The organism is Bacillus sp. 105MF (genome assembly GCF_000374885.1).
In the GTDB taxonomy this organism is placed as follows: Bacteria; Bacillota; Bacilli; order Bacillales; family Bacillaceae_G; genus Bacillus_A; species Bacillus_A pseudomycoides.
In genome coordinates, this window is sequence record NZ_KB895572.1 from 130,164 (window position 1) to 151,683 (window position 21,520).

General features: G+C 34.6%; 18 protein-coding genes. 7 read left to right on the forward strand and 11 right to left on the reverse strand.

Annotation, left to right across the window (positions count from 1 at the left end; genetic code table 11):
• Positions 1-4 precede the first annotated feature (4 nt).
• A complete protein-coding gene (gene fdhF / locus C564_RS0112835) occupies positions 5-2,947 on the reverse strand; it encodes a formate dehydrogenase subunit alpha (RefSeq protein WP_003194950.1) in 2,943 nt (980 codons plus the stop codon).
• Between the two features lie 293 nt (positions 2,948-3,240).
• On the opposite strand from fdhF, the gene fdhD reads away from it, so the two are divergent.
• Positions 3,241-4,050, forward strand: a complete 810-nt coding sequence (gene fdhD, locus C564_RS0112840) for a formate dehydrogenase accessory sulfurtransferase FdhD (RefSeq protein WP_018765589.1) — start codon at positions 3,241-3,243, stop codon at positions 4,048-4,050.
• A 318-nt stretch (positions 4,051-4,368) separates the two neighbouring features.
• On the forward strand, positions 4,369-4,875 hold the full coding sequence (locus C564_RS0112845; protein ID WP_018765590.1) for a GNAT family N-acetyltransferase: 507 nt from the start codon (positions 4,369-4,371) through the stop codon (positions 4,873-4,875).
• A gap of 420 nt (positions 4,876-5,295) precedes the next feature.
• On the opposite strand, the gene C564_RS38045 is transcribed toward C564_RS0112845, so the two are convergent.
• Positions 5,296-5,418: a hypothetical protein gene (locus C564_RS38045; RefSeq protein ID WP_018765591.1), complete on the reverse strand. Its 123-nt coding sequence runs from the start codon at positions 5,416-5,418 to the stop codon at positions 5,296-5,298.
• A 337-nt stretch (positions 5,419-5,755) separates the two neighbouring features.
• Between C564_RS38045 and C564_RS0112860 the strand changes: the two genes are divergently transcribed.
• From C564_RS0112860 to C564_RS0112870, 3 genes are all read left to right on the forward strand, one after another.
• A complete protein-coding gene (locus C564_RS0112860; RefSeq protein WP_003194961.1) occupies positions 5,756-6,427 on the forward strand; it encodes a response regulator transcription factor in 672 nt (223 codons plus the stop codon).
• A 141-nt stretch (positions 6,428-6,568) separates the two neighbouring features.
• On the forward strand, positions 6,569-7,945 hold the full coding sequence (locus C564_RS0112865) for a HAMP domain-containing sensor histidine kinase (RefSeq protein ID WP_003194963.1): 1,377 nt from the start codon (positions 6,569-6,571) through the stop codon (positions 7,943-7,945).
• A 191-nt stretch (positions 7,946-8,136) separates the two neighbouring features.
• Positions 8,137-8,649 (forward strand): GNAT family N-acetyltransferase, encoded by a 513-nt coding sequence (locus C564_RS0112870; protein WP_018765592.1) that lies wholly within the window; start codon positions 8,137-8,139, stop codon positions 8,647-8,649.
• Positions 8,650-8,689: 40 nt separating this feature from the next.
• Here the strand turns inward: C564_RS0112870 and pdxR are convergent, their stop codons facing one another.
• Positions 8,690-10,087 (reverse strand): MocR-like pyridoxine biosynthesis transcription factor PdxR, encoded by a 1,398-nt coding sequence (pdxR, locus tag C564_RS0112875; protein WP_003194967.1) that lies wholly within the window; start codon positions 10,085-10,087, stop codon positions 8,690-8,692.
• 119 nt (positions 10,088-10,206) lie between these two features.
• Here pdxR and C564_RS0112880 point away from each other — a divergent pair, with 119 nt between their 5' ends.
• Both C564_RS0112880 and C564_RS0112885 read left to right on the forward strand, forming a co-directional pair.
• A complete protein-coding gene (locus C564_RS0112880; protein ID WP_026008552.1) occupies positions 10,207-11,133 on the forward strand; it encodes a DMT family transporter in 927 nt (308 codons plus the stop codon).
• A 119-nt stretch (positions 11,134-11,252) separates the two neighbouring features.
• Complete coding sequence (locus tag C564_RS0112885; protein WP_018765594.1) at positions 11,253-11,792, forward strand: DUF4871 domain-containing protein; 540 nt, start codon at positions 11,253-11,255, stop codon at positions 11,790-11,792.
• Between the two features lie 325 nt (positions 11,793-12,117).
• On the opposite strand, the gene C564_RS0112895 is transcribed toward C564_RS0112885, so the two are convergent.
• The 8 genes from C564_RS0112895 to C564_RS0112935 form a co-directional block, all read right to left on the reverse strand.
• Positions 12,118-13,323, reverse strand: coding sequence for an NAD(P)-dependent malic enzyme (locus C564_RS0112895; RefSeq protein WP_003194973.1), 1,206 nt, complete (start codon positions 13,321-13,323; stop codon positions 12,118-12,120).
• A gap of 68 nt (positions 13,324-13,391) precedes the next feature.
• Positions 13,392-14,738 (reverse strand): 2-hydroxycarboxylate transporter family protein, encoded by a 1,347-nt coding sequence (locus C564_RS0112900; RefSeq protein WP_003194975.1) that lies wholly within the window; start codon positions 14,736-14,738, stop codon positions 13,392-13,394.
• A 122-nt stretch (positions 14,739-14,860) separates the two neighbouring features.
• Positions 14,861-15,568, reverse strand: a complete 708-nt coding sequence (locus C564_RS0112905; protein ID WP_018765595.1) for a response regulator — start codon at positions 15,566-15,568, stop codon at positions 14,861-14,863.
• Positions 15,565-17,172: a sensor histidine kinase gene (locus tag C564_RS0112910; RefSeq protein ID WP_003194978.1), complete on the reverse strand. Its 1,608-nt coding sequence runs from the start codon at positions 17,170-17,172 to the stop codon at positions 15,565-15,567. Before C564_RS0112910 ends, C564_RS0112905 begins: the two co-directional genes overlap by 4 nt.
• Positions 17,173-17,595: 423 nt before the next feature.
• On the reverse strand, positions 17,596-18,417 hold the full coding sequence (locus C564_RS0112915; RefSeq protein WP_026008553.1) for a C39 family peptidase: 822 nt from the start codon (positions 18,415-18,417) through the stop codon (positions 17,596-17,598).
• A gap of 21 nt (positions 18,418-18,438) precedes the next feature.
• Positions 18,439-19,224 carry a hypothetical protein gene (locus C564_RS0112920; protein WP_051107065.1) on the reverse strand — a complete coding sequence of 262 codons (786 nt, stop codon included), beginning with the start codon at positions 19,222-19,224 and terminating at the stop codon, positions 18,439-18,441.
• A gap of 315 nt (positions 19,225-19,539) precedes the next feature.
• Complete coding sequence (locus tag C564_RS0112930) at positions 19,540-20,811, reverse strand: sensor histidine kinase (RefSeq protein WP_018765599.1); 1,272 nt, start codon at positions 20,809-20,811, stop codon at positions 19,540-19,542.
• Positions 20,808-21,479, reverse strand: coding sequence for a response regulator transcription factor (locus C564_RS0112935; protein WP_003194987.1), 672 nt, complete (start codon positions 21,477-21,479; stop codon positions 20,808-20,810). The genes C564_RS0112930 and C564_RS0112935 overlap by 4 nt, the downstream gene beginning before the upstream one ends.
• Positions 21,480-21,520: the final 41 nt, after the last annotated feature.

The window sequence follows — 21,520 nt, forward strand, 5'->3', positions numbered from 1 at the left end:
CCCCCTAGTTCTGATCCACAAGTGATACGTACTGCTTTCTCTGCCATTTCTGCTGAATTTCAACACCATTTTGCGGATGACGCTTTTTATCTCTTGGGTTTGAAGCAGGAAGTGGACGATTTCCTTTTTCACGTAGTACACGCATTTTCACCATCGTTTGTTTATAAGCCGGTGTACACGTATATAGGTCTGTCGCTGTTCCTGTTAAAATATTAATCGCTTCTTCATTTACTGTCGCATGCATCGGTAAATATAACTCGTTTCCAGTCACACGATCTGTAATAAGTGCCTGTACTTTGATTTTCCCAAACGGTGATGTCAGTTCTACAAGGCCACCATCTTTCACATTCCGCTCAGTAGCAAGCTCAGGTGAAATCTCAACAAACACCTCAGAAATTTTGGATAGAATCCCCACTGATTTATTTGTCATATTTCCTTCATGGAAATGTTCTAACATACGACCATTATTTAATAATAAATCGTAGTCTTCTGGCGCTACAACTGGCGGCACCCATTCATCTAGTGAAAGACGGGCTTTTTTATCAGGGAAATTAAAACCATCGACATATAATAACGGTGTATCACTACCGTCATGACTTCCCCAGCATAAACTGTTCCATCCTTCTAAACGATCATATGTTGCTTGTGAATAGAGCGGCGCAAGTGATGCAATTTCATCCATAATTTCACTTGGGTTCTCATAATTCCAATCCCCACCAAGTACACGTGCTACTTTTTGTAAAATCCACCAGTCTGGTTTAGAATCGCCAAGCGGTTTCATAACTTCATATAAACGTTGAATACGGCGCTCTGTATTTGTAAATGTTCCCTCTTTTTCTAAACTTGGTGCTGCTGGTAAAATAACATCCGCAAAGCGCGCTGTTTTTGATAAGAACATATCTTGAACAACAAGGAAATCAAGATTTGCTAAAATATGCTGTACATGATTTGCATTTGAATCTACTAAAGCCATTTCTTCTCCCATAACATACATACCACGCAATTTTCCTTCTTCTGCTGCAAGTAGCATCGCAATGTTATTTAGCCCTGGCTCTTTCGGAATCGTAGTTCCATATGCTTTTTCAAATTTCGCACGCATTGCATCATCCGATACCGCTTGATAACCTGGAAGCCAGTTTGGTAATGTTGCCATATCACAAGCACCTTGTACATTATTATGTCCGCGGAGTGGATATGCACCTGCACCCGGGCGACGATAGTTACCTGTTACAAGAAGTAAGTTTGAAATCGCTGCAGATGTTGTACTTCCTCCTGTATTTTGTGTAACACCCATACCCCAAAGTATACAAGTACCATCTGCTTCATATACCATACGAGCCATTTCTTTTAATGTATCTTTAGAAATACCTGTAATACTTTCCGTATAATCAAGTGTATATTTTTCTAACATCTTGCTATATTCATCAAAATTCTTCACATTTTCATCTAAGAATTTTTTATCATGCCAATCTTGATCAATAATATATTTTGTTACACCAGCAAGCCATACATAGTCAGTTCCTTGGCGCGGATGAACAAACAGATCAGCACGCTCTGCCATTTCATGTTTGCGAAGGTCCGCTACAATTAGTTTTTGTTCATGCAATTTGTGAGCACGTTTTACACGTGTTGCAAGTACTGGATGTCCCTCTGTCGGGTTTGCGCCGACAACAATGACTAGTCCTGCCTCAGCAATATCTTTCACTGTCCCAGCGTCACCGCCCATACCAACAGTTTTAAATAAACCATCTGTTGCTGGCGATTGACAGTAACGAGAACAGTTATCCACATTATTTGTTCCATATATTTGACGAGCTAACTTTTGCATTAAATAGTTTTCTTCATTTGTTACTTTTGAAGAAGAGATAAAGCCAAATGCATCACTACCATGTTCCGATTTAATATGTTGCATATTGGACGCAACAACCTCTAATGCTTCTTCCCATGATGCTTCAACGAACATATCCCCTTGACGAATCAAAGGCTTCGTAATACGGTCTTCACTGTTTACAAAGTCCCATCCGAACTTTCCTTTCACACATGTAGAAATTCCGTTTACTGGTGCGTCTGATACAGGTTGTACTTTTAAAATTTGACGATCCTTCGTCCACACTTCAAACGAACAGCCTACACCGCAAAATGTACAAACTGTTTTCGTCTTATTAATCTTCGTTGCACGCATTGCAGATTCAACTTCTGAAACTGCTAAAATACTACTATATCCAGGTTCTACATCCTTTACAAAATCAATCATTGGGTCTAAAACATTGGGTTTCAATCCAGTCATGAATCCAGCTTCCCCAAGCATAGATTTTTCCATTAATGCGTTACAAGGGCAAACTGTTACACATTGTCCGCAACTAACACAAGAGGAATCGTTAATACTCACCCCATTATCCCAAATAACACGCGGACGATCTAAACTCCAATCAATCGATAATGTTTCGTTTACTTGTAAATTTTGACATACTTCTACACATTGTCCACAAGCAATACATTGATTGGGATCGTAACGATAAAATGGATGAGTCATATCCACTTCTTTTGCACTAACTTTCGGTTCATATGGATATTTCTGCTCTTCAATTCCCATCATATGTACCGTATTATGGACTTTACAGTTCCCGTTATTATTATCACATACTGTACAATACAATAAATGATTCTCTAATATTCGATCCATCGCTTCCGTTTGTGCTTCTTTTGCGCGCGCTGATTGTCTTTCGATATGCATACCATTTTCTAATTTCGTTGAACAAGCACGCATTAATTTTCCATCCACTTCTACAATACATGTATCACAAGTTTGAATTGGATCAACCTCTGGTACGTGACAAATTTGTGGGTGCTCTAAATTACTTTCGTTAAATAATTGCAGTATCGTCTTTTCACCAGATGAAAGAAATTCCTTTCCATCTACGGTTACACGAACCGTTTGTTCTGCCATAGTTTCCCCTCTCCTTACAACTAACTGTACAATATAGTTTTGAATCCGTTTTCAAAACTATATTGCTGTACATTTTTTGAAACGCTCTGTTGAAATCCTATCTTAGAAGTCGATTCTTGATGCTATAAGGTATACTACAAAAGCCTAAAATGACACTATTCTACTACTCTATTATATCTCACATATACAATAATCACCAAATAATCTTCTGATAATATAGATAACGGATGCTTTTATATTTTCAATGTTTTATGATGAATAGGAAGAAAAATACATACGAAGGGGAAAATAGTATGGAGCCTGTCCAAGAAACATATAAAATGATACGTTATCAAGGAGGAGCCTTTTCCGAACGAGAAGATGAAGTTGTTACAGAATCCCCTGTAACAATTAAATTAAACGGGGAAGAATATGTAACAGTTGTATGCACTCCAAATTATATTGAAGATATGATAATAGGTTTTTTAATTTCTGAAGGAATTATTGCTTCTTATGAGAACATTGATGAGTTATGGATACAGAAAGACAAAGGGGTTGCTCATGTAAAAACATCACAAATCAATCCACTCTATCAAACGCTATATAACAAACGATATGTCACTTCTTGTTGCGGCAAAAGTAGACAAGGGTTTGTTTTTGTAAACGATGCAGCAAAAGCAAAAACTTTACATGATATACATGTAACAATTACTCCAGAAGAATGCTTTCATTTAATGAGCACCTTACAGCAATCTTCTACTACGTTTCGTCAAACAGGCGGGGTTCATAATACCGCCCTGTGCGATCGAAATACCGTTCTCATATCAAGAATGGATATTGGAAGACATAACGCATTAGATAAAATATATGGTCATTGTTTACGTAATAACATATCTGTCAAAGGAAAAATCATCGCATTTAGCGGTCGTATTTCATCTGAAATTTTACTCAAAGTTTCTAAAATCGGTTGCGAAATTGTTCTTTCTAAATCAGCTCCCACAAAATTAGCATTACAGCTCGCTCATGATTTAGGCATTACTGTAGTTGGGTTTATTCGTAATGACTCCTGTAATATTTATACTCATCCAGAACGAGTTGAAGGATATATACCAGAAACAAAATGATTCCTGCTAAAGGGATCGTTTTTTAGTTATAAAAATGTAATATATTTATTTGTTGAATAGTTAATAAAGTTAATATATAATTTCATTACATAAAGTAAATTACTAAAAAACAAATGAAGACACCTGTCTTCCTCGCATATATCTTCTTATTCTTTTACAAATTAAGAAAGAATACGTACAGAATATGTTTATGAATACACAGTAGATGTTCTATCAATATAATCATCAGACCCTTACGGATTACAAATTTCTTCTTTAAATATTAAAGCAGATTATTTATTTTCCTATAAAGCAGGATAAACTGAGGAGGTTACAGCTATGGAAATTCGTTTATTAACAAAAGAGGATGCAAAAATTTATTTAAAAGTGTGTATGGAAGGATTAACACAAAATCCAGAAGCCTTTAGTTCCTCTTATGAAGATGTATTAAAACATGAGGATCCTGTTGCTGCAATGGCAAAACGGTTAGATAACCCTAATAAATATACAATTGGTGTCTTTAAAGATAATGATTTAATTGGAATTACTACATTAGAAACAAAGTCATTTATTAAACAAGAACATAAAGCAAAAATCGGCTCTGTTTATGTCTCTCCAAAAGCTCGTGGTCTTGGAGCTGGACGTGCATTAATAAAAGCTATTATTGAAAATGCATATAAACTACATGTTGAACAGCTCATGCTTGATGTTGTTATGGGAAATGAAGCTGCGAAAAAATTATACAAATCGCTTGGCTTCCAAACGTATGGCGTACAAGAACGTGCCTTAAAGCACAATGGACAGTATTGGGATGAAGAACATATGGTTTTATTTTTAAATGACTAATTGTATAGCATCAATTTATATAAAAAACACCTTTCGATAAAGGTGTTTTTTCTTACAACAATGTAATGTTCCCGTCATCTTATTGAATGGTTCTATTCCCTCCTCTTCGCTATACTAAAAGTACGAAATCACAACAAAAAGACATGAGAGATGAAAAAATAATAGAAGTAATAGAATGAAATCAGTAATTGGAGGAATAACAGATATGAAACAGCACAAACATCTTATTTTGTTCATTTTTGGTACAATAATCGTCACTTCAGGATTAGCAATTCTTCCTTGGTTTATTGTATAAAGCTTCTATCATTTTTTGATTCCTTCCTATACAAAAATCCCCTGTACATAGCATACAGGGGATTTTTACGTACAAATAAAAAAGCTCATTGTTTCTCAAAATGAAACAATGAGCCTTTACATCTATTATAGAATTTCAAAAAATTTATTAGCACACGTCACAATAATTAGCATAGATACGGCAATACACATCACAATAGCATTGCGCTCTTGTTTATCTTTTTGTAAACGTTCTTCTTTTTTACTCACGTGTATAGTCCCCTTTATAACAATAAAAAAAGTGTGAGATAGGAGATTTTCCTTATCCGATGCGAGGTGAATACGAAATTCCTCACTATCTCACATACACAATAGAATGGAATTGTCATTTTATAAATAAAATGACATGACGTTATGTCGCAACATAGGGTATTTTGTGTCGCTACGCTTTCTATTATAAAAAAGAGTTGTGCAAAAGTAGTGCATTTTTTATGTCAATTGCCTTAGTAGAAAAAATACACTACAATTCAATCACGTAAACAGAGTTTTTTATTATTTTCATGTAAACTATACAAAGTAGAATGAATGTTTTGAGGTGCACAAGACTATGATTAAAATCTTATTAGTAGACGATGAAGAACGCATGTTACGATTGTTAGATTTATTTTTGAGCCCACGTGGTTATTTTTGTATGAAAGCCAATTCAGGTATAGAAGCTCTTGAACTAATTCAACAAAAGAACTTCGATATCATTTTGTTAGATGTGATGATGCCCAATATGGATGGATGGGATACATGTTATCAAATCCGTCAAATCAGCAATGTTCCAATCATAATGTTAACAGCTCGTAATCAAAACTACGATATGGTAAAAGGACTTACAATGGGAGCCGATGATTATATTACAAAACCTTTTGACGAACAAGTACTAGTTGCACGAATTGAAGCTGTACTGCGCCGAACAAAAAAGGATGGTTTTATAAGCTTCAATGGCATTGAATGGGATAAAACAAAACATACTGTTACTGTTTACAGCGAGAAAATTCCCCTTACACCTATCGAGTTTTCATTACTAGGACTGTTTTTACAAAATACAAACCGAGCTTATAGCCGTGATGATTTAATTGAAAAAATATGGGGTTATCAAACAGATATTGAATATCGTACTGTTGACTCACATATTCGCAATATCCGTGATAAATTACGAAAAAAAGACTTTCCTGTTGAAAAATACTTAGAGACTATCTATAAAGTGGGATATAAGTGGAAAAGCGAATGAAAATAATAATGCGAAACTTTTCTAAGTGGGACATGACTCACCTCACACTTAGAATTAGTTAAACAACACGTGATAAAACTTTGGTCAGTGGTGAGATTTCTTCCGCTGGCCATTAATGTGAAATAAAGGTATGGTGAAAAAATGAACAAACTTTCGCTCAAAATTGGTACATATTTCTTAATATTAGCTTTATGTATTGAAACAATTGCCTTTGTATCTTGTCATACAAGTCTGGCGAACATGCGTATCGAGGAAGAAAAATCCGCCCTTTTAGAAAAAGGAAAGCGCTATAGTAACTTTATTTCAAGACGTTATGGGCCACGAGCTTTTGAACATGCTGCAGCAATGGAATCACATTCTAATTCAGATACAAAGTTAGTCATAACAGACACTAATGGGCAAATCCTTTCCTCTTCTGATCCGGTAACACAAGAAATGAAAAAGCAACTTGCTTCCAAAATAAACTGTACTTCAATAGATGGAACTTTGGTTGAGAAAAATTGGAAAACATCGAAATTTATTTCAACAGCAACGCCAATTATCATTCATAGACAAATAGCTGGGTATGTACATATGTTTTTAGATACAGCCTTCTTAGAAAAAATGATTCTTCGTTTAACACGTCAATTTATTATTATTGGTATACTAACTCTTATTTTAACAACCATTTCTGTATTTATCTTTTCTCGTGTCATTACCGATCCTCTTATTAAAATGAAACGTGCAACAGAAAAAATGTTAAAGCTGAATAAACCAATTAAATTAGGAATTAAACGCAATGATGAACTCGGTAGTTTAGCAACAACAATTGAAGAATTATCCAGTGAATTAGCCTACATGAAAAAAGAAAGAAATGAATTTCTTGCAAGTGTAGCACACGAACTGCTCACACCACTCACGTATATGAAAGGTTATGCGAAAGTTGCTAAAAGAGATTCTTTATCTAAAGAAGAACGTGAAGAATACCTACAAATTATCGAAGATGAAACCGATAGTGTAACAGGACTCGTTCAAGATTTATTCGATCTTGTTCAGCTAGAACAACATCAATTTATTATAAAAAAACAAAAAGTTCCACTCTTGCCTTTTCTAGAGCGCATGATTGAAAAAACAAAAACTACACTTGCTAAAAAACAAATGAAAATTAAGTTCTACTGTGTAGATAACCTCGATGTATGTATGGATGAACGCCGAATGGAACAAGTTATGCTAAATTTATTACACAACGCCTATCAGCATTCTTATGAACAATCAATTATTACTGTACACGCATCACAAAATGAGAATACTTTTTCTATAAGTGTGCAAGATGAAGGAGAAGGTATTCCACAGGAAGATATTCCACATATTTTTGATCGTTTTTATCGAGTTGATAAATCAAGAACTCGAGCTACAGGGGGGAAAGGAATCGGTCTAGCTGTTGCAAAAGAAATTGTTGAATTACACAGCGGCTCCATTCAAGTAAAAAGTAAGTTAAGAATTGGAACTGAATTTATTATTGAATTACCAATTGAATAATATGTACGTTAAATCACCAGTAGTGTCTTTACTTCAAAACTGCTGGTGATATTATATTAATAGCCAATATTTATTCGCAAATCATTAGTAAACACATTAAAATACTACTAGTACGAGCTGACCTTTTGAAATTATTCTTATTTCAATATAAAATGTAAATACAACTGTGAAAGGTTCGGAGGGTGATACGATTGGAAATCCATGTATTAACAAAACAAGAGGCAGAAATTTACTTAGAACTTCGTGTAGAAGGATTAAAACAAAATCCAGAGGCTTTTAGTTCTTCTTATGAAGATATTATTAATAAAGAATGCCCGATTGAGTATAAAGCACAGAAATTAGCACAAGATGAAAACTATACACTAGGTGCATTTAAAGACGATAAATTAATCGGGGTTGCAACCTTGGAAACGAAACCATACGTGAAACAAGAGCATAAAGCAAAAATCGGCTCAGTATATGTATCTCCAAAAGCACGTGGACTTGGAGCAGGAAAATCCCTCATTAAAGAGTGTATTGAACTTGCAAAAACATTAGAAGTAGAACAAGTTATGCTTGATGTTGTTGTCGGAAACGATGGTGCAAAAAAACTTTACGAATCATTAGGATTTAAAACATTTGGTGTACAAGAGCGCTCTTTAAAATATAATGGCCAGTACTGGGATGAAGAGCATATGGTTTTATTCTTAGATGAAGAAAACTAATAAAAAAGTCCTCAAGTATGAGGATTTTTTTATTACCATTTTACATTGCAAACCACGAATTATATAACAACTGAATTGCCTCTTCAATCTCTGCCTCTGATAAAATAGCAAACCCAAGTAAAACTGTATTTTTTGAAGTAGTCCCTTCTTTATAGTACATAGAAACTGGATATACTTTTATACTATTTTCAGCTGCTCTTTTTATTAATTCTTCTTCTAACATTTTATTGTGAACCTTTAATAAGATATGTAAGCCAGAATCTTCTCCGATTACTTCCACCTTATTAGAAAAGTACCTTTCTATCGCTGAGACAAGAGCATCTCTCTTTTTCCGATAAACGACTCGCATCTTATGAATATGTTTTTCCCAATATCCTTCATTTAAAAACCTTCTAATGATTTCTTGATCGATTCTTGAAACACTTTGTGTATAAAATAAATATTGTGTTTGATACAACTCAATTAGCTGTTTAGGCAGCACCATGTAGCTCATACGTAATGATGGAAGCAATGCTTTTGAAAATGTTCCCATATAAATTACATTTCCCTCTGTATCAAGCCCTTGCAATGCTGGAATCGGCTTTCCAGAGTAACGAAACTCACTATCATAATCATCTTCGATAATATAACGTCCACGCTCCCCTTGTGCCCATTGTAATAGTTGCATCCTTCTTTTAATTGGCATAATCATTCCACACGGAAATTGATGAGATGGAGTAACGAACACAACATTTGCATTACTACCTTCTAAATCTGAAATACAAATCCCATCCTCATCAAGCGAGAGCATCTGAACATTTTCTTCTCCTTTCTCAAAGGTAACCAATTTCCGGTGATATCCTGGATTTTCAACTGCAAAATGACTTCCCTTTAGCAGCTGAAACAACATTCTTATTAAAAATTGTGTTCCGGCCCCTATTACAATTTGACTTGCTGAACATCTCACACCTCTTGATTCATATAAATATTTCGCCATCTCTTCACGCAAACTCGCTTCACCTTGGGGATGGCCAAGAAAGAGTAGATCCTTATTTTCTAATTGCCATACCTCGTTTGAAATCTTCCGATAAACCGAGAATGGAAATGCATTTACATCTACACCTGTTTGTGTAAAATCATATTTATATTTCTGTTCCCTATGCAGTACTTCCTTAACAACTTCTCTTTTTTTCACTGTATATATCATTTGTTCAATTTCACATACAAAATACCCCTTACGTGAAACTGATTCAATATATCCTTCTGCAAGAAGCTGTTCATATGCCGATTCCACTGTATTTTTACTTACCTCTAAATGCGCCGCTAACTTTCTTTTTGCTGGGAGCTTCGTCAAAGGAGGGATTTTTCCACTTCTTATTTCTGCTTTTATATACTCGTATAACTGTACATACAGTGGGATTTTTTCCTCCATATTCAAATTTGGTGTTAATTCTAACATGAAATCTGACCCCTTTATAAAATGAATTATTGATACTTTTTATAGTACCAGAAGTTATATATAATTCCTTCTATCATGTAAATTTTAAAAAATCAATCTTAGAAAGGAGCATCATGATGATGAACAATAACAGACGACTCGGTCTCATTATGATTATTACAGGAGCTACTTTATGGGGAGTATCAGGTCCGATGATTCAGTGGCTTTTTCAACATACTAAGGTATCATCTATCGATTTTTTAGTAATTCGCCTATTGCTTGCTGGGGTCTTTATTTTATGTTTCTTACTTACCAAAAAACAAAATATATTTCGTATTTGGCAACACCCACGCCATCTTTTACAACTTATCATTTTCTCTATTCTTGGGATGCTTGGCGCACAGTATGCTTTTATCGAAACAGTGCATATTAGCAACGCTGTTACTGCTACTCTATTTCAATTTTTAGGGCCAGTTCTCATTACTATTTATGTTGCAGTGCAACATAAAAAGCTTCCTTCCATTATGCAAGTATTGGCAATTGTCTCTGCCCTGACAGGAACATACTTTATCATTACAAATGGAGCCGCCCAAAATATTGTCTTATCGAAAGAAGCGATTTTATTTGGTCTGTTAACAGCAATTGGTTTTGCCTTTTACACGCTGCACCCAGCTTCCCTTATTAAACAATGGGGGACGACTCTTATTATTGGCTGGGGTATGTTAATCGGGGGTCTTGCACTATTTATTTGTAATCTCTCCTTCGAATGGAAACAACTTTCACAAACCTTTACATTGCAAACATTCTCTATGCTAATTCTAATCATTGTAAGTGGAACACTTTCTTTCCTTCTTTACATTGGTAGTCTAAAATATTTATCAGCAACAGAGACAAGTATCTTATCTAGTATTGAACCGCTTGTAGCAGCCATTGTTTCCATCACTTGGCTAAAAGAATCTTTCGGAACATACCAATTACTAGGCGGTGTGTGTATCGTCATTGCTGTTATTTTCTTAACAATGCCAGAAAAAGATGCAGAGCCTACATTTACAACTGAACAAATATAGTACAAAATGTCAAAAGAGGTCATACTAAACTTATGACCTCTTTTTATGAATTAAAAGGAATTGTCCTGTCTTCTAGCAAATACAATTACACTAACTATGAAAAATAGGAGTGTGGCAAGATGAAAAAAATTGGAACCGTGCTACTTTTCTCCTGTATCATCACTGGCTGTACCTCACTAGGGCAAAATTCCAAGGAACCGATAAAAGAAATAACCGAAATCTCTAAACCTCAAACTAACGCACCCACCTTTTTTCACCTTAGTGTCTTAAAGGATGTTTACTGGCAAGAAAGCCCTTCCTTTGTAGAAGGAAAGATGCCGTTAAAAGGCATTGAAGGAAAGATTGCAATTGCAGATAGTACTTTCATTGCCAATGAGAAAAATAAACAGATGTGGTTCTTCCTCGATCCACAAATGCCATCTGGTAAACTATCTATTATTGCTCTAAAACAAGGATCTACAACACCCACTCCCGTACTCTTTCCAGATGAAGCTTCCGAACAGACTTGGACTACTCCTACTCCCATTCATTCAAATACAGAAGAACTACCTCTTCTTATGTCACTGCCTTCCCCCGGATTATGGGTATTAAATGTATATATTGATGAGAAATATTATGAGCAAATTGTTATTCATGTAGAAAAGAGTGACAAAGCTTAATTTCTTCCTTACAACAATGTAATTCTTATGTCATCTACTTCGATAGTTGTATCTCCCTCTCTCTCTTATACTAAAAATAAGAAATGCAACAACAAACAAGGAGAGATGAGAGATGAAAAAAGTGATGGATGTTGTAGTGGCAGTGGTAGAGGTTTTCGTAAATGGAAAGCAAGTTGCAATGGAGTTGAATAAATAATGCAGAGCGAAATATTTATTACTAATCATATAAAACAATAAGCGGGAGTACGATTTCTTTATTGTTTTGATCTCTTATCTCACTAAAAAAGCAGCGCCCTTCTAAGAAGATGGCACTGCTTTTTTATTATTATTTTAAATAACTTGGCATTTTTGTAATTTGCGCTACTCCTGATTCAATTGCTGCTTTTGCTACTGCAGCTGCAACACTTGGGACAACTCTTTTATCTAGCGGATTCGGAATTACATAGTTTTCATTACGTTCTTCATCAGTAATGATGTTAGCGATCCCATATGCTGCAGCTAATTTCATTTCCTCTGTAACATCTGTTGCACGTACATCTAATGCCCCACGGAATATACCAGGAAATGCCAACACGTTATTTACTTGGTTTGGATAATCAGAACGCCCTGTTCCAACTACAACAGCACCAGCCTTTAGTGCATCCTCTGGGTATATTTCTGGGATTGGGTTCGCCATTGCAAACACAATTGGTTTTTCACTCATTGTCTGTACAAGTTCTGTGGTTAACACATTAGGAGCAGATACACCGATAAAAATGTCTGCTTCATGAATCGCTTCTTTTAATGTTCCACGTATATATTCGCGATTTGTTTTCTTTGCAATCTCTATTTGTGCCGGATTCATCCATGATTCACCCTCACAAACAATTCCTTCTAAACTTACTAATGTAATATGCTGCGCTCCAGCTTGTAACAGTAATTTAGCAATTGCTATCCCTGCCGAACCAGCACCATTAATGACAATTTTCACTGCATCCATCTGTTTGTTTACAACTTTTAACGCATTAATAACCGCAGCTAAAACAACAATTGCTGTTCCATGTTGGTCATCATGAAACACCGGAATATTTGTTTCTTCTTTTAAGCGCTTTTCAATTTCAAAACAGCGCGGCGCTGCAATATCTTCTAAATTAATACCTGCAAATGTAGGTTCTAAGTTTTTAACAATGGTTACGATTTCATCTACATCAGTCGTTCCAAGACAAAGCGGAAATGCATCTACATTCGCAAACTTTTTAAATAAAATACTTTTTCCTTCCATAACAGGCATAGCTGCTTTCGGGCCAATATCACCTAATCCAAGTACTGCTGTTCCATCCGAAACAACTGCAACCATATTACCGCGCGCTGTATAGTCATAAGCTGTTTCTTCATCTGCAGCGATCGCTTTACAAGACTCAGCCACTCCTGGTGTATATGTCAAACTTAAATCATCTGCTGAATTTACTTCTACTTTACTTGTAATTTCAATTTTCCCTACCAATTCTTTATGAAGTAATAATGAACGTTCATTAATTTGACTTTCTAACATATAAATAAGCTCCTCCTAATTTGACAAGCTAGCTACGTTTTTACATAGCTAGCTTGTATGATAATAATTTACGAAAACATTTTTAATAAAATTGTTGCTGTTACGACCATTGCAGCACCGCCCAAACGCGTGGAAATTTGCGCAAATGGCATTAATTCCATACGATTTGAAGCTGATAAAATCGCAACGTCTCCAGTTCCGCCTAATCCGCTATGGCATCCTGTTACAATCGCAGATTCAACTGGGTACATTTTCATGACTTTCCCAACAAGGAAACCAGTCGTTATCATTGTTAATACTACTGATGCACACACCACAACATATCCAACTGAAAGAACAGCTGCTACATCTTTTAATGGGATATATAACAATCCTAAACCAACCATTAATGGCCACGTTAAGCTTGTCGAAATAAATTTATATAAGTGATATGCACCTTGCTCCATTTTTGCTGGCATTAATTTAAAGTATTTTACAAGTGCTGCTGAAAAGATCATAATGATTGCCCCTGGAATACCAATAAATTTAGAAGCAAATCCACCGAAAATAAAGAACGTACATGCAATTAATAAACCTGCTCCCATTAATGAGAAGTCAATTGGTTTTTCTGTATTTTGTTCTTTTAATAATTCATCTTGATCACCTGTTTTTACCAATGCACCATTACCGCTAAGCTCTGGTTTTTTCTCACCTAAGCGCTTCATGTATCCAGCGCTTACAATCGCAAACATATTTCCGATAACCGCTGCTGGCACAAGCTGAGATACAAATGTTGCTGATGATTGATTTAAAATGTCACTGTAAGCTAAGGAAAGTGGTAAAATACCTTCTCCGATACCACCGCTCACAATTGGTACAATGATAAAGAAGAACGTTCGCTTCATTTCAAATCCAAATAATGATCCAACTAATAATCCAACTGCAATAGAAGCAATTGTTCCTACAACTAACGGAATAAACATACGAACAAACCCTTGTACTAACACTTTACGGTTCATTCCTAAAACACTTCCGACTACTAAACAAGAAATATATAAATATAAAAAGTTCGACTTTTTCATTAGCATCGTCGCTGCTTCCATTGAAGCTGGATTCATCCAATTAAAAAACACTAGTAAAGATGGAATAAATAATGAAAGAATTGCTGGTCCACCAATATTTTTTAAAATCGGAATCCTCATCCCAATATCACCTAAGAAAATCCCCATGATCATAATGACTGCAAATCCACCAATCATATCAGCAGGTAATTTGTTATATACAGATGCTCCATAAATAATAGCTGCTAATACGATATATAACGGTAAAGGTATAACACCAATTTTAATATTCATAATTTTTGAAACAAAAGACTTTTGTTCCACCTCTGTTGTTTCCACGGGTGATACCGCTTCCACTTTTTTTTGAATCCCCATATAGGCACCTCCTTATATTCTTATCTACAATATTAAAACGCTTTCAATAGTAAAAATAGTTTTTGTAAGTTTTGTAATTAGTTTTGTAATTAAAAAAAGTATAAGCGGCTTATATAAGCCGCTTATACATACAAACGTATTTTGTTTTCATCGATGCATCGTAATTTACTTACTGGTCTCCCCACATGTTGATAAACCATTTCATTTTCTAAAACTCCAATTTCAGTTAAGAACATTACATACTTTCGAATAGACACCCTTGAAATTCCAACTAATTGAGCCATTTCATCTGTTGTAAATGCTTGTCCATGAAGTGATTCTATTTGCTTCCAAATTAACTGTAATGTTTGTCTTGTTAGCCCTTTTGGCAGCTCTTTATTCACATAAGTTTCTACTTTTTCTTTTTGTAAAATCAACGTATCTAATTCAGACTGGCTAATTTTTTGCTGTTCTTTCATAAAGATAAATTTTTCTCGATATGCGGTTAATGCTTCCTTAAACCTTTCAAATGTAAATGGTTTAATTAAATAATCAACAACCCCATATTGAAGTGCTTTTTTAATACTTCCCATATCATGCACAGCTGAAATCATGATAACATCAATTTCTTTTTCTTGATTCCGAATATGCAGTAGCAATTCAAATCCTGTATCAACAGGCATAAAAATATCAAGCAATATGAAATCTATAGACGATTCCTTTAATATCTCTACTGCTTCTTTCACAGAATTAGCTATATGAACAAGTTCAAACCCTCCTACTTGCTCTAAATAATGCTTATTTAACATCGCTACCATTGGATCATCTTCTACAATCAAAACTTTGATCATATCCCTATCTCATCCCTACTTTTGTATGGTATTTCAATGGTTATAGTCGTTCCCTTCCCTAACAAAGACTCTACCTGTATATCCCCATTTATTCGCTTTAAACTATCCTTTACAAGATACAAACCATATCCTCGATTTTCTCCTTTTGAGGAATACCCTTTGACAAATAATTTGTCAATTTCTTCTTGCCGGATTCCAACTCCTGTATCTTTAACTGTGATAATCATCTTATCATGATATTGAATAGAAATATCTACTCGCTTATATTGACAATTTATCACCGCATCTAATGCATTATCAATTAAATTTCCTACAATTGTAATGAGTTCATGAATAATACTTTCATCATATGGCTCTGGTAAGTAAGAATTTTCGCTTACAATGAGTTGTATACTCTTTTCCCTTGCGTAACTAAGTTTACCAAGCATAAATCCTGCAAATACAGGATTTTTTATTTTTCGCATCACACCACCAATTTCATATTGATGCTCCGAGACCATGTTACTAATATAGGTCTCTAATTGTTCATAATGCTTCATATGTGTAAGCCCTAATACAACATGCATCTTATTCATAAACTCATGAGATTGTGCCCTGAGCGCTTCTGCATAAAGTTGAATATCCGTTAATTGTTCTGCTAATTGCCTAATCTCTGTTTTATCACGAAATGTTGCAATAGCACCAACAATTTCTCCTTTAACATATAAAGGAACTCTATTTGTAACAATGGTAATTCCATAAAGATTTTGTTCCTCATACAATTGTGCTTTCCCCGTTTGTAACACTTCTTTTATACATGAGTTGGGCATATACTTCTCAACATCTTTACCAATAAAATCTTCTTCGAGACCACTTTTCTTAAATAACCGTTTCGCTTCGTTATTAATTAAAGTAACTCTCGCATCTTTATCGACAGCAATAATTCCTTCTTTAACAGATTGTAACATCGTATTCCGTTCTTCTAAAATTTTTGCGATTTCGCTAGGTTCAAGATCAAATAAAATTTTCTTAATATGTCTAGCTAATAAAATAGCACCTATAATTCCAACTAAGATTCCAACACCGACACCGATATAAATAATGTATCTACTCTCTTTTATCCTCTCATGCACATTATCAGCTGAAATTCCGACAGCAACAACCCCCATTTGTTCTCTCGTTTCAGAAAAAACAGGTACAAACACTCGCATAGAGATTCCCAATGTTCCTTCTGCCATTGATACATGCTCTTTTCCTTTTAAGGCTATCCCTTCATCCCCCCCTACAAAGTGATGGCCGATTTTTTGAGGATCTGGGTGAGATTTGCGAATGCCATTCATATCCATGACCACGATAAATTGAACATCTGTATTTTTTAACAACCGATTTGTATACGTTTGAATTTCAGATATATCTTTTCTTCCTGCTAAAGCATCAATTACAAGTGGTGAATTTGCTACAATACGCGCGATTGTTTTTGCTTTTTCAGCTTGACTTTCTTCCGTCGTACGTTCGACATTATGACTAATTAATATATCTGTTACAAGTAAAGAAAGTAAAATAACAGTACATACCAGCAACGTAATCGTTTTCCATAAACTTAACAATTTTTTTCTTTTTCTCATCCCTTTATTGTCTCCCTTATTTCTTCTTTACTACACGCGAAATCTATCTTACTTATTCTTTTTTATGAATACAACGTTTTTTAATACAACTGAACTTTAATCATGCCTCAGCAAACGGGATTTTACGAGGATTTTATCTCCCACCTATTTTCTTTGTTTTTACTGAATCTTGAGATGAGAATATTACCGTTCGCAAATGGTAATATAATAAATGGTAGCGATTTTTGCAAACGAGAAACAAATGGGAATATAGTTAAATAAATAATAAAACGAGAAATATTCATCATTGTTTTTCTCTCCTATCTCCCGATGTATAACTAAACAAAAACAAGAGAAATTCAGTATAAAAAATTATGCTGAATTCCTCTTGTTTTTGTTAAATATAATCATCACTTTCTCTTCTTAACTCCATTTCTGTCCCATTCACTTTGAATTTTGCACATAACTAATAGCTTGACTCCCCATCTGTACCCATGCCTGTTCAAAGCTTTCGCGTGGAACACTTACACTTGCAGTATCACTAAGCGGATCATGAATATAAACTAACTCCTTATCATAACCAATAAGAAGAATACAATGTTCATTGTACGTAATAGAGACATTACCTGCATCTGTTTCCCATGTATCAAATTCATTTTCATCCAAAGGAGCATATGTTGCATTTGTAATCATAACAACTGGCTTGCCCTCTATTACAGTTTTATAAATTTCATTTATATTTTCACCTGTTAAATCAACAACTTGATTTGGTAAGTATTTATTTGCTAACTGAAAAAGCGGTTCATGATACACACCATATCCTGATTCAGAAAAAGTATAAATATTCCCTACAAACCCTTCATGTGGATTACCGCGTACACCATCATTTGAAAAGGAAACTTTCTGTATTTCATCTGCCAGCGTCATCTTACCTACTGAAACACCTGCGTACTGTAACATCATGGCTAAGCTAGTTACTTCGCAGCCTCTATCTAACTCTGGTAACTGCTGGATAAAAGGTACATTTTGCAATAATACTTTTTCTTCATCTGCATTCCCCAGCATCTTTTTCTTTTTTGCTTGCGCAACTGGAGTAACAAGCTGATTCTTACCGCTTTCCTTTTGGACAAATTTGTTTGAGACGATTCTCTTTACATTTTCTACACGTTTAGTAACAGGCATTATGCCGCTCCTTTTCATATATACACTACAGATAAATATCCCTAATACAATCAAACATATATACACCTTCCACTTTCGCATCATTCTTCTATCTTCACGTCCTTTTTAATTCGTTAAATACGAATAAAATGCATCCGCATCTGTTTGAACCATAGGTAAAAAGACAAGTTCTTTTCCCTTTTCAGGTTGTTCCTTTTTTATTTTCTCTGTTAACTGTTGAATATTTGTATTTGTACTATCTATGCCAATCTCGTCTGCAATTTGTATTACTTTCTGCTCATTTATTTCTCTTAGCACTTGGTAAATATCTTTACCATATAAATCAATATGAAGTTCTTTTGCTTCGTCCTGAATTTTCCCCTCGTATACTTCTTGTGCCAAATCTTCTATACCTTTTCCTTTTTGAGAAATCCCTAGCTGTTTCGCTTCTTCCTTTACTTTCGTTCCATAAATCTCGGTTGCAATCTCTTCTATTTCTTTTCCTTTGGTTGAAACCCCAAGTTTATCTGCTTCATCATTGATCTTGATTATATTAATTTGATTTATTAAATCCACAATAGATGTATTATCTATTATTATTCCTAAATTCGCTGCTTCTTTTTTTACTTTGGTTTCATAGATTTCTTCTGAAAGAGCCCCCACATCTTTTCCCTCAGTAGGAATCCCTAGCTGTTTTGCTTCCTGATCAACTTCAGTTTCATGAATTTCTTTTTCTAATGTGATTTGTTCTTTACCATCCGTTTCAATTCCTAGTTTTTTTGCTTTTTCCTCTGTATGTGCCACATGTATTTTCCCATCATTTAGTTGTTCTTTACTGCGCTGAACAAAGTCCGTTTTTCCTTTTGACATCATAGAAGAGGATGCGCCTCCCATTACGCTTAAACTCAACATTCCAATAACAAATAATGACACTATCTTTTTCTTTTCCAAATTTCATCTCCCCTTTACATTTCTTACACTGTGATTTTCTTCTGATGCTTCCTCTTCCATTTTCCCCACATTATCGTAAAAGATATGCTCAATTCGGTTCCTATTAAAATTACCCATGAACATAACTATCTAGCTATCCTCAAAAAGAATACAAAGTGATTACTTTTTCTCTCTTTTGTCCTTCTTATTCTGTGTAAACTCTATTATTAAAAATATTTCTTAACTTTCCCTTAACAAAAAGACGACCTTGTAAAAACAAGATCGTCTCCAATTTCTTTATATTCTTTGATTTTTAGGTAAAATCACTTCAAAACAAGTACCTTCATTCATTTTACTCTCTACTTTTATTTTCCCATGATGCTTTTCTACAATCCAGCTGGCAATTGAAAGACCTAAACCAGCACCTTCTGCCTTCGTTCTTGCCTTATCTCCTTGATAAAAACGGTCAAATAACTTTGGAATCTCTTCTTCTTTTATTCCAATTCCATTGTCTTTTACCTGAATCGTAATTGAACCATTGGTTTGCATGCATGCTACTTGAATGGTTCCGCCCACATCAGTATATTTCATCGCATTGTCTAATAAAATTACCACCATTTGATGAATTCGTTCTCTATCACCAATAAAAGATACTTTAGATTCGATTTCCAATGTCATCTTTTTCTCTTGATACGCAGCAATTTCTGTATAAGGATCTACTACTTCCGTTAATAATTCATCTAATGCAAATTCCTTTTTATACATTTCAATTTGATTCGAATCCGAACGAGCTAATAATAATAAATTAGTAACAAGCTTCGATAACCTCCTACACTCCTTTGAAATTGTAGAAATATCAATTGCCTTTTCCTCTATCGTGGCGGAAGGAGACTGAAATAATACATCCGTTTTAGATTGAATGACCGCTAGTGGTGTTCTTAATTCATGAGATGCATCGGAAACAAACTGTTGTTGCTTTTCCCAAGAATTACGAATTGGTACAAGAGCTTTTCCAGCTAAGAAAAATCCCATCCCAATTGCACATAAACTTCCTATACTGCATCCAATTATAATAATTAATAATAATGTGTGGAGCATCTCTTTTTCGGCTGTTGTTTCGCGTAATATTTGAAATGTCACTTTTTCTCCAGATACCAAATCTATTTGAAACGCCCATGTTCGAAAGCTTTTTCTTTCTACCTCTATATCATGAAACCCTCCAAATTTTTTCGGAAATAACGTAGATTGATTTTCTTCCCAAAAATTAGGACCTCGAAATTTTGGTTCCATATCTATCAACTGATTCTTTTCGTTCCATTTCAATACGAGAATCCGTGAATCTCCAATGCGTAAATCTTTATTTAAACCAAACTGTTTTTGCATCGATCTATTATTCTTTGTCTGCTTAACAATAAAATTCCTTATAGAATCATCTATACCTTTATAAATTCGATCGTGTGTATATGAATAAATAACGCTTCCCAATATGCCAATTAATATAATAAACACTAATGAATTTAACACGGTAAGTTGAATGCGGGTTCTTTGAAACATACTCTTATTTTTCATTGTTCTTTTAACATATACCCAATCCCTCGAACGGTTTGAATATCTTTTTGATAACCAAATGGCTCCAACTTTTTTCGTAAATGATGAACATACACTTCAACAATGGCTACCGTTGTATCTGAATCGAATCCCCAAACGCGATCAAAGATTTGTTCACGCATTAAAATCTTTCCACTATTTTGAATGAGGTACTCTAAAAGTTCATATTGCTTTAATGTTAATTTAATTGCTTCTCCATCCACTTGAATATCCTTGTCCTTTCCGAACAACTCGATTCCACGATAGTTAATGGTTTGCTTTGTTGTTAAATTACCACTTCTTCGTAATAAAGCTCGAATTCTCGCTTTCAGCTCGGGAGCTTGAAATGGCTTTATTAAATAATCATCCCCTCCAAAATCTAATCCTTTCACACGGTCTTCCAAAGAATCTTTAGCAGTCAAAAACAAGACAGGTGTTTCAATTTTGTCATTCCGTATTCTTTGAATTACTTCAAAACCATCTATCACCGGTAACATCACATCAAGAAGTATTACATCATAAATATTTTGTAACGCCAAAAATAAACCATCTTCTCCATTCATTGCTGTATCAACTTCAAACTCATCACATAAAATTTGTGTAATTGATTCCAATAAAGGTGCATTATCTTCTACAACTAATAAGCGCATACCACTTTCTCACCTTTCATCAAATATAAAGTGAAACTTTA

Bases quoted from the DNA above. Each gene is read 5' to 3' on its own strand.
- C564_RS0112930 (WP_018765599.1), bottom strand. From the start codon at position 20,811: ATGAAAAATAAGAGTATGTTTCAAAGAACCCGCATTCAACTTACCGTG.
- C564_RS0112905 (WP_018765595.1), bottom strand. From the start codon at position 15,568: ATGATCAAAGTTTTGATTGTAGAAGATGATCCAATGGTAGCGATGTTA.
- C564_RS0112900 (WP_003194975.1), bottom strand. From the start codon at position 14,738: ATGGGGATTCAAAAAAAAGTGGAAGCGGTATCACCCGTGGAAACAACA.
- C564_RS0112865 (WP_003194963.1), top strand. From the start codon at position 6,569: ATGAACAAACTTTCGCTCAAAATTGGTACATATTTCTTAATATTAGCT.
- pdxR (WP_003194967.1), bottom strand. From the start codon at position 10,087: ATGTTAGAATTAACACCAAATTTGAATATGGAGGAAAAAATCCCACTG.
- C564_RS0112920 (WP_051107065.1), bottom strand. From the start codon at position 19,224: ATGTTGAGTTTAAGCGTAATGGGAGGCGCATCCTCTTCTATGATGTCA.
- fdhD (WP_018765589.1), top strand. From the start codon at position 3,241: ATGGAGCCTGTCCAAGAAACATATAAAATGATACGTTATCAAGGAGGA.
- C564_RS0112845 (WP_018765590.1), top strand. From the start codon at position 4,369: ATGGAAATTCGTTTATTAACAAAAGAGGATGCAAAAATTTATTTAAAA.
- C564_RS0112885 (WP_018765594.1), top strand. From the start codon at position 11,253: ATGAAAAAAATTGGAACCGTGCTACTTTTCTCCTGTATCATCACTGGC.
- C564_RS0112910 (WP_003194978.1), bottom strand. From the start codon at position 17,172: ATGAGAAAAAGAAAAAAATTGTTAAGTTTATGGAAAACGATTACGTTG.
- fdhF (WP_003194950.1), bottom strand. From the start codon at position 2,947: ATGGCAGAACAAACGGTTCGTGTAACCGTAGATGGAAAGGAATTTCTT.
- C564_RS0112860 (WP_003194961.1), top strand. From the start codon at position 5,756: ATGATTAAAATCTTATTAGTAGACGATGAAGAACGCATGTTACGATTG.
- C564_RS0112880 (WP_026008552.1), top strand. From the start codon at position 10,207: ATGAACAATAACAGACGACTCGGTCTCATTATGATTATTACAGGAGCT.
- C564_RS0112895 (WP_003194973.1), bottom strand. From the start codon at position 13,323: ATGTTAGAAAGTCAAATTAATGAACGTTCATTATTACTTCATAAAGAA.
- C564_RS0112935 (WP_003194987.1), bottom strand. From the start codon at position 21,479: ATGCGCTTATTAGTTGTAGAAGATAATGCACCTTTATTGGAATCAATT.
- C564_RS0112915 (WP_026008553.1), bottom strand. From the start codon at position 18,417: ATGATGCGAAAGTGGAAGGTGTATATATGTTTGATTGTATTAGGGATA.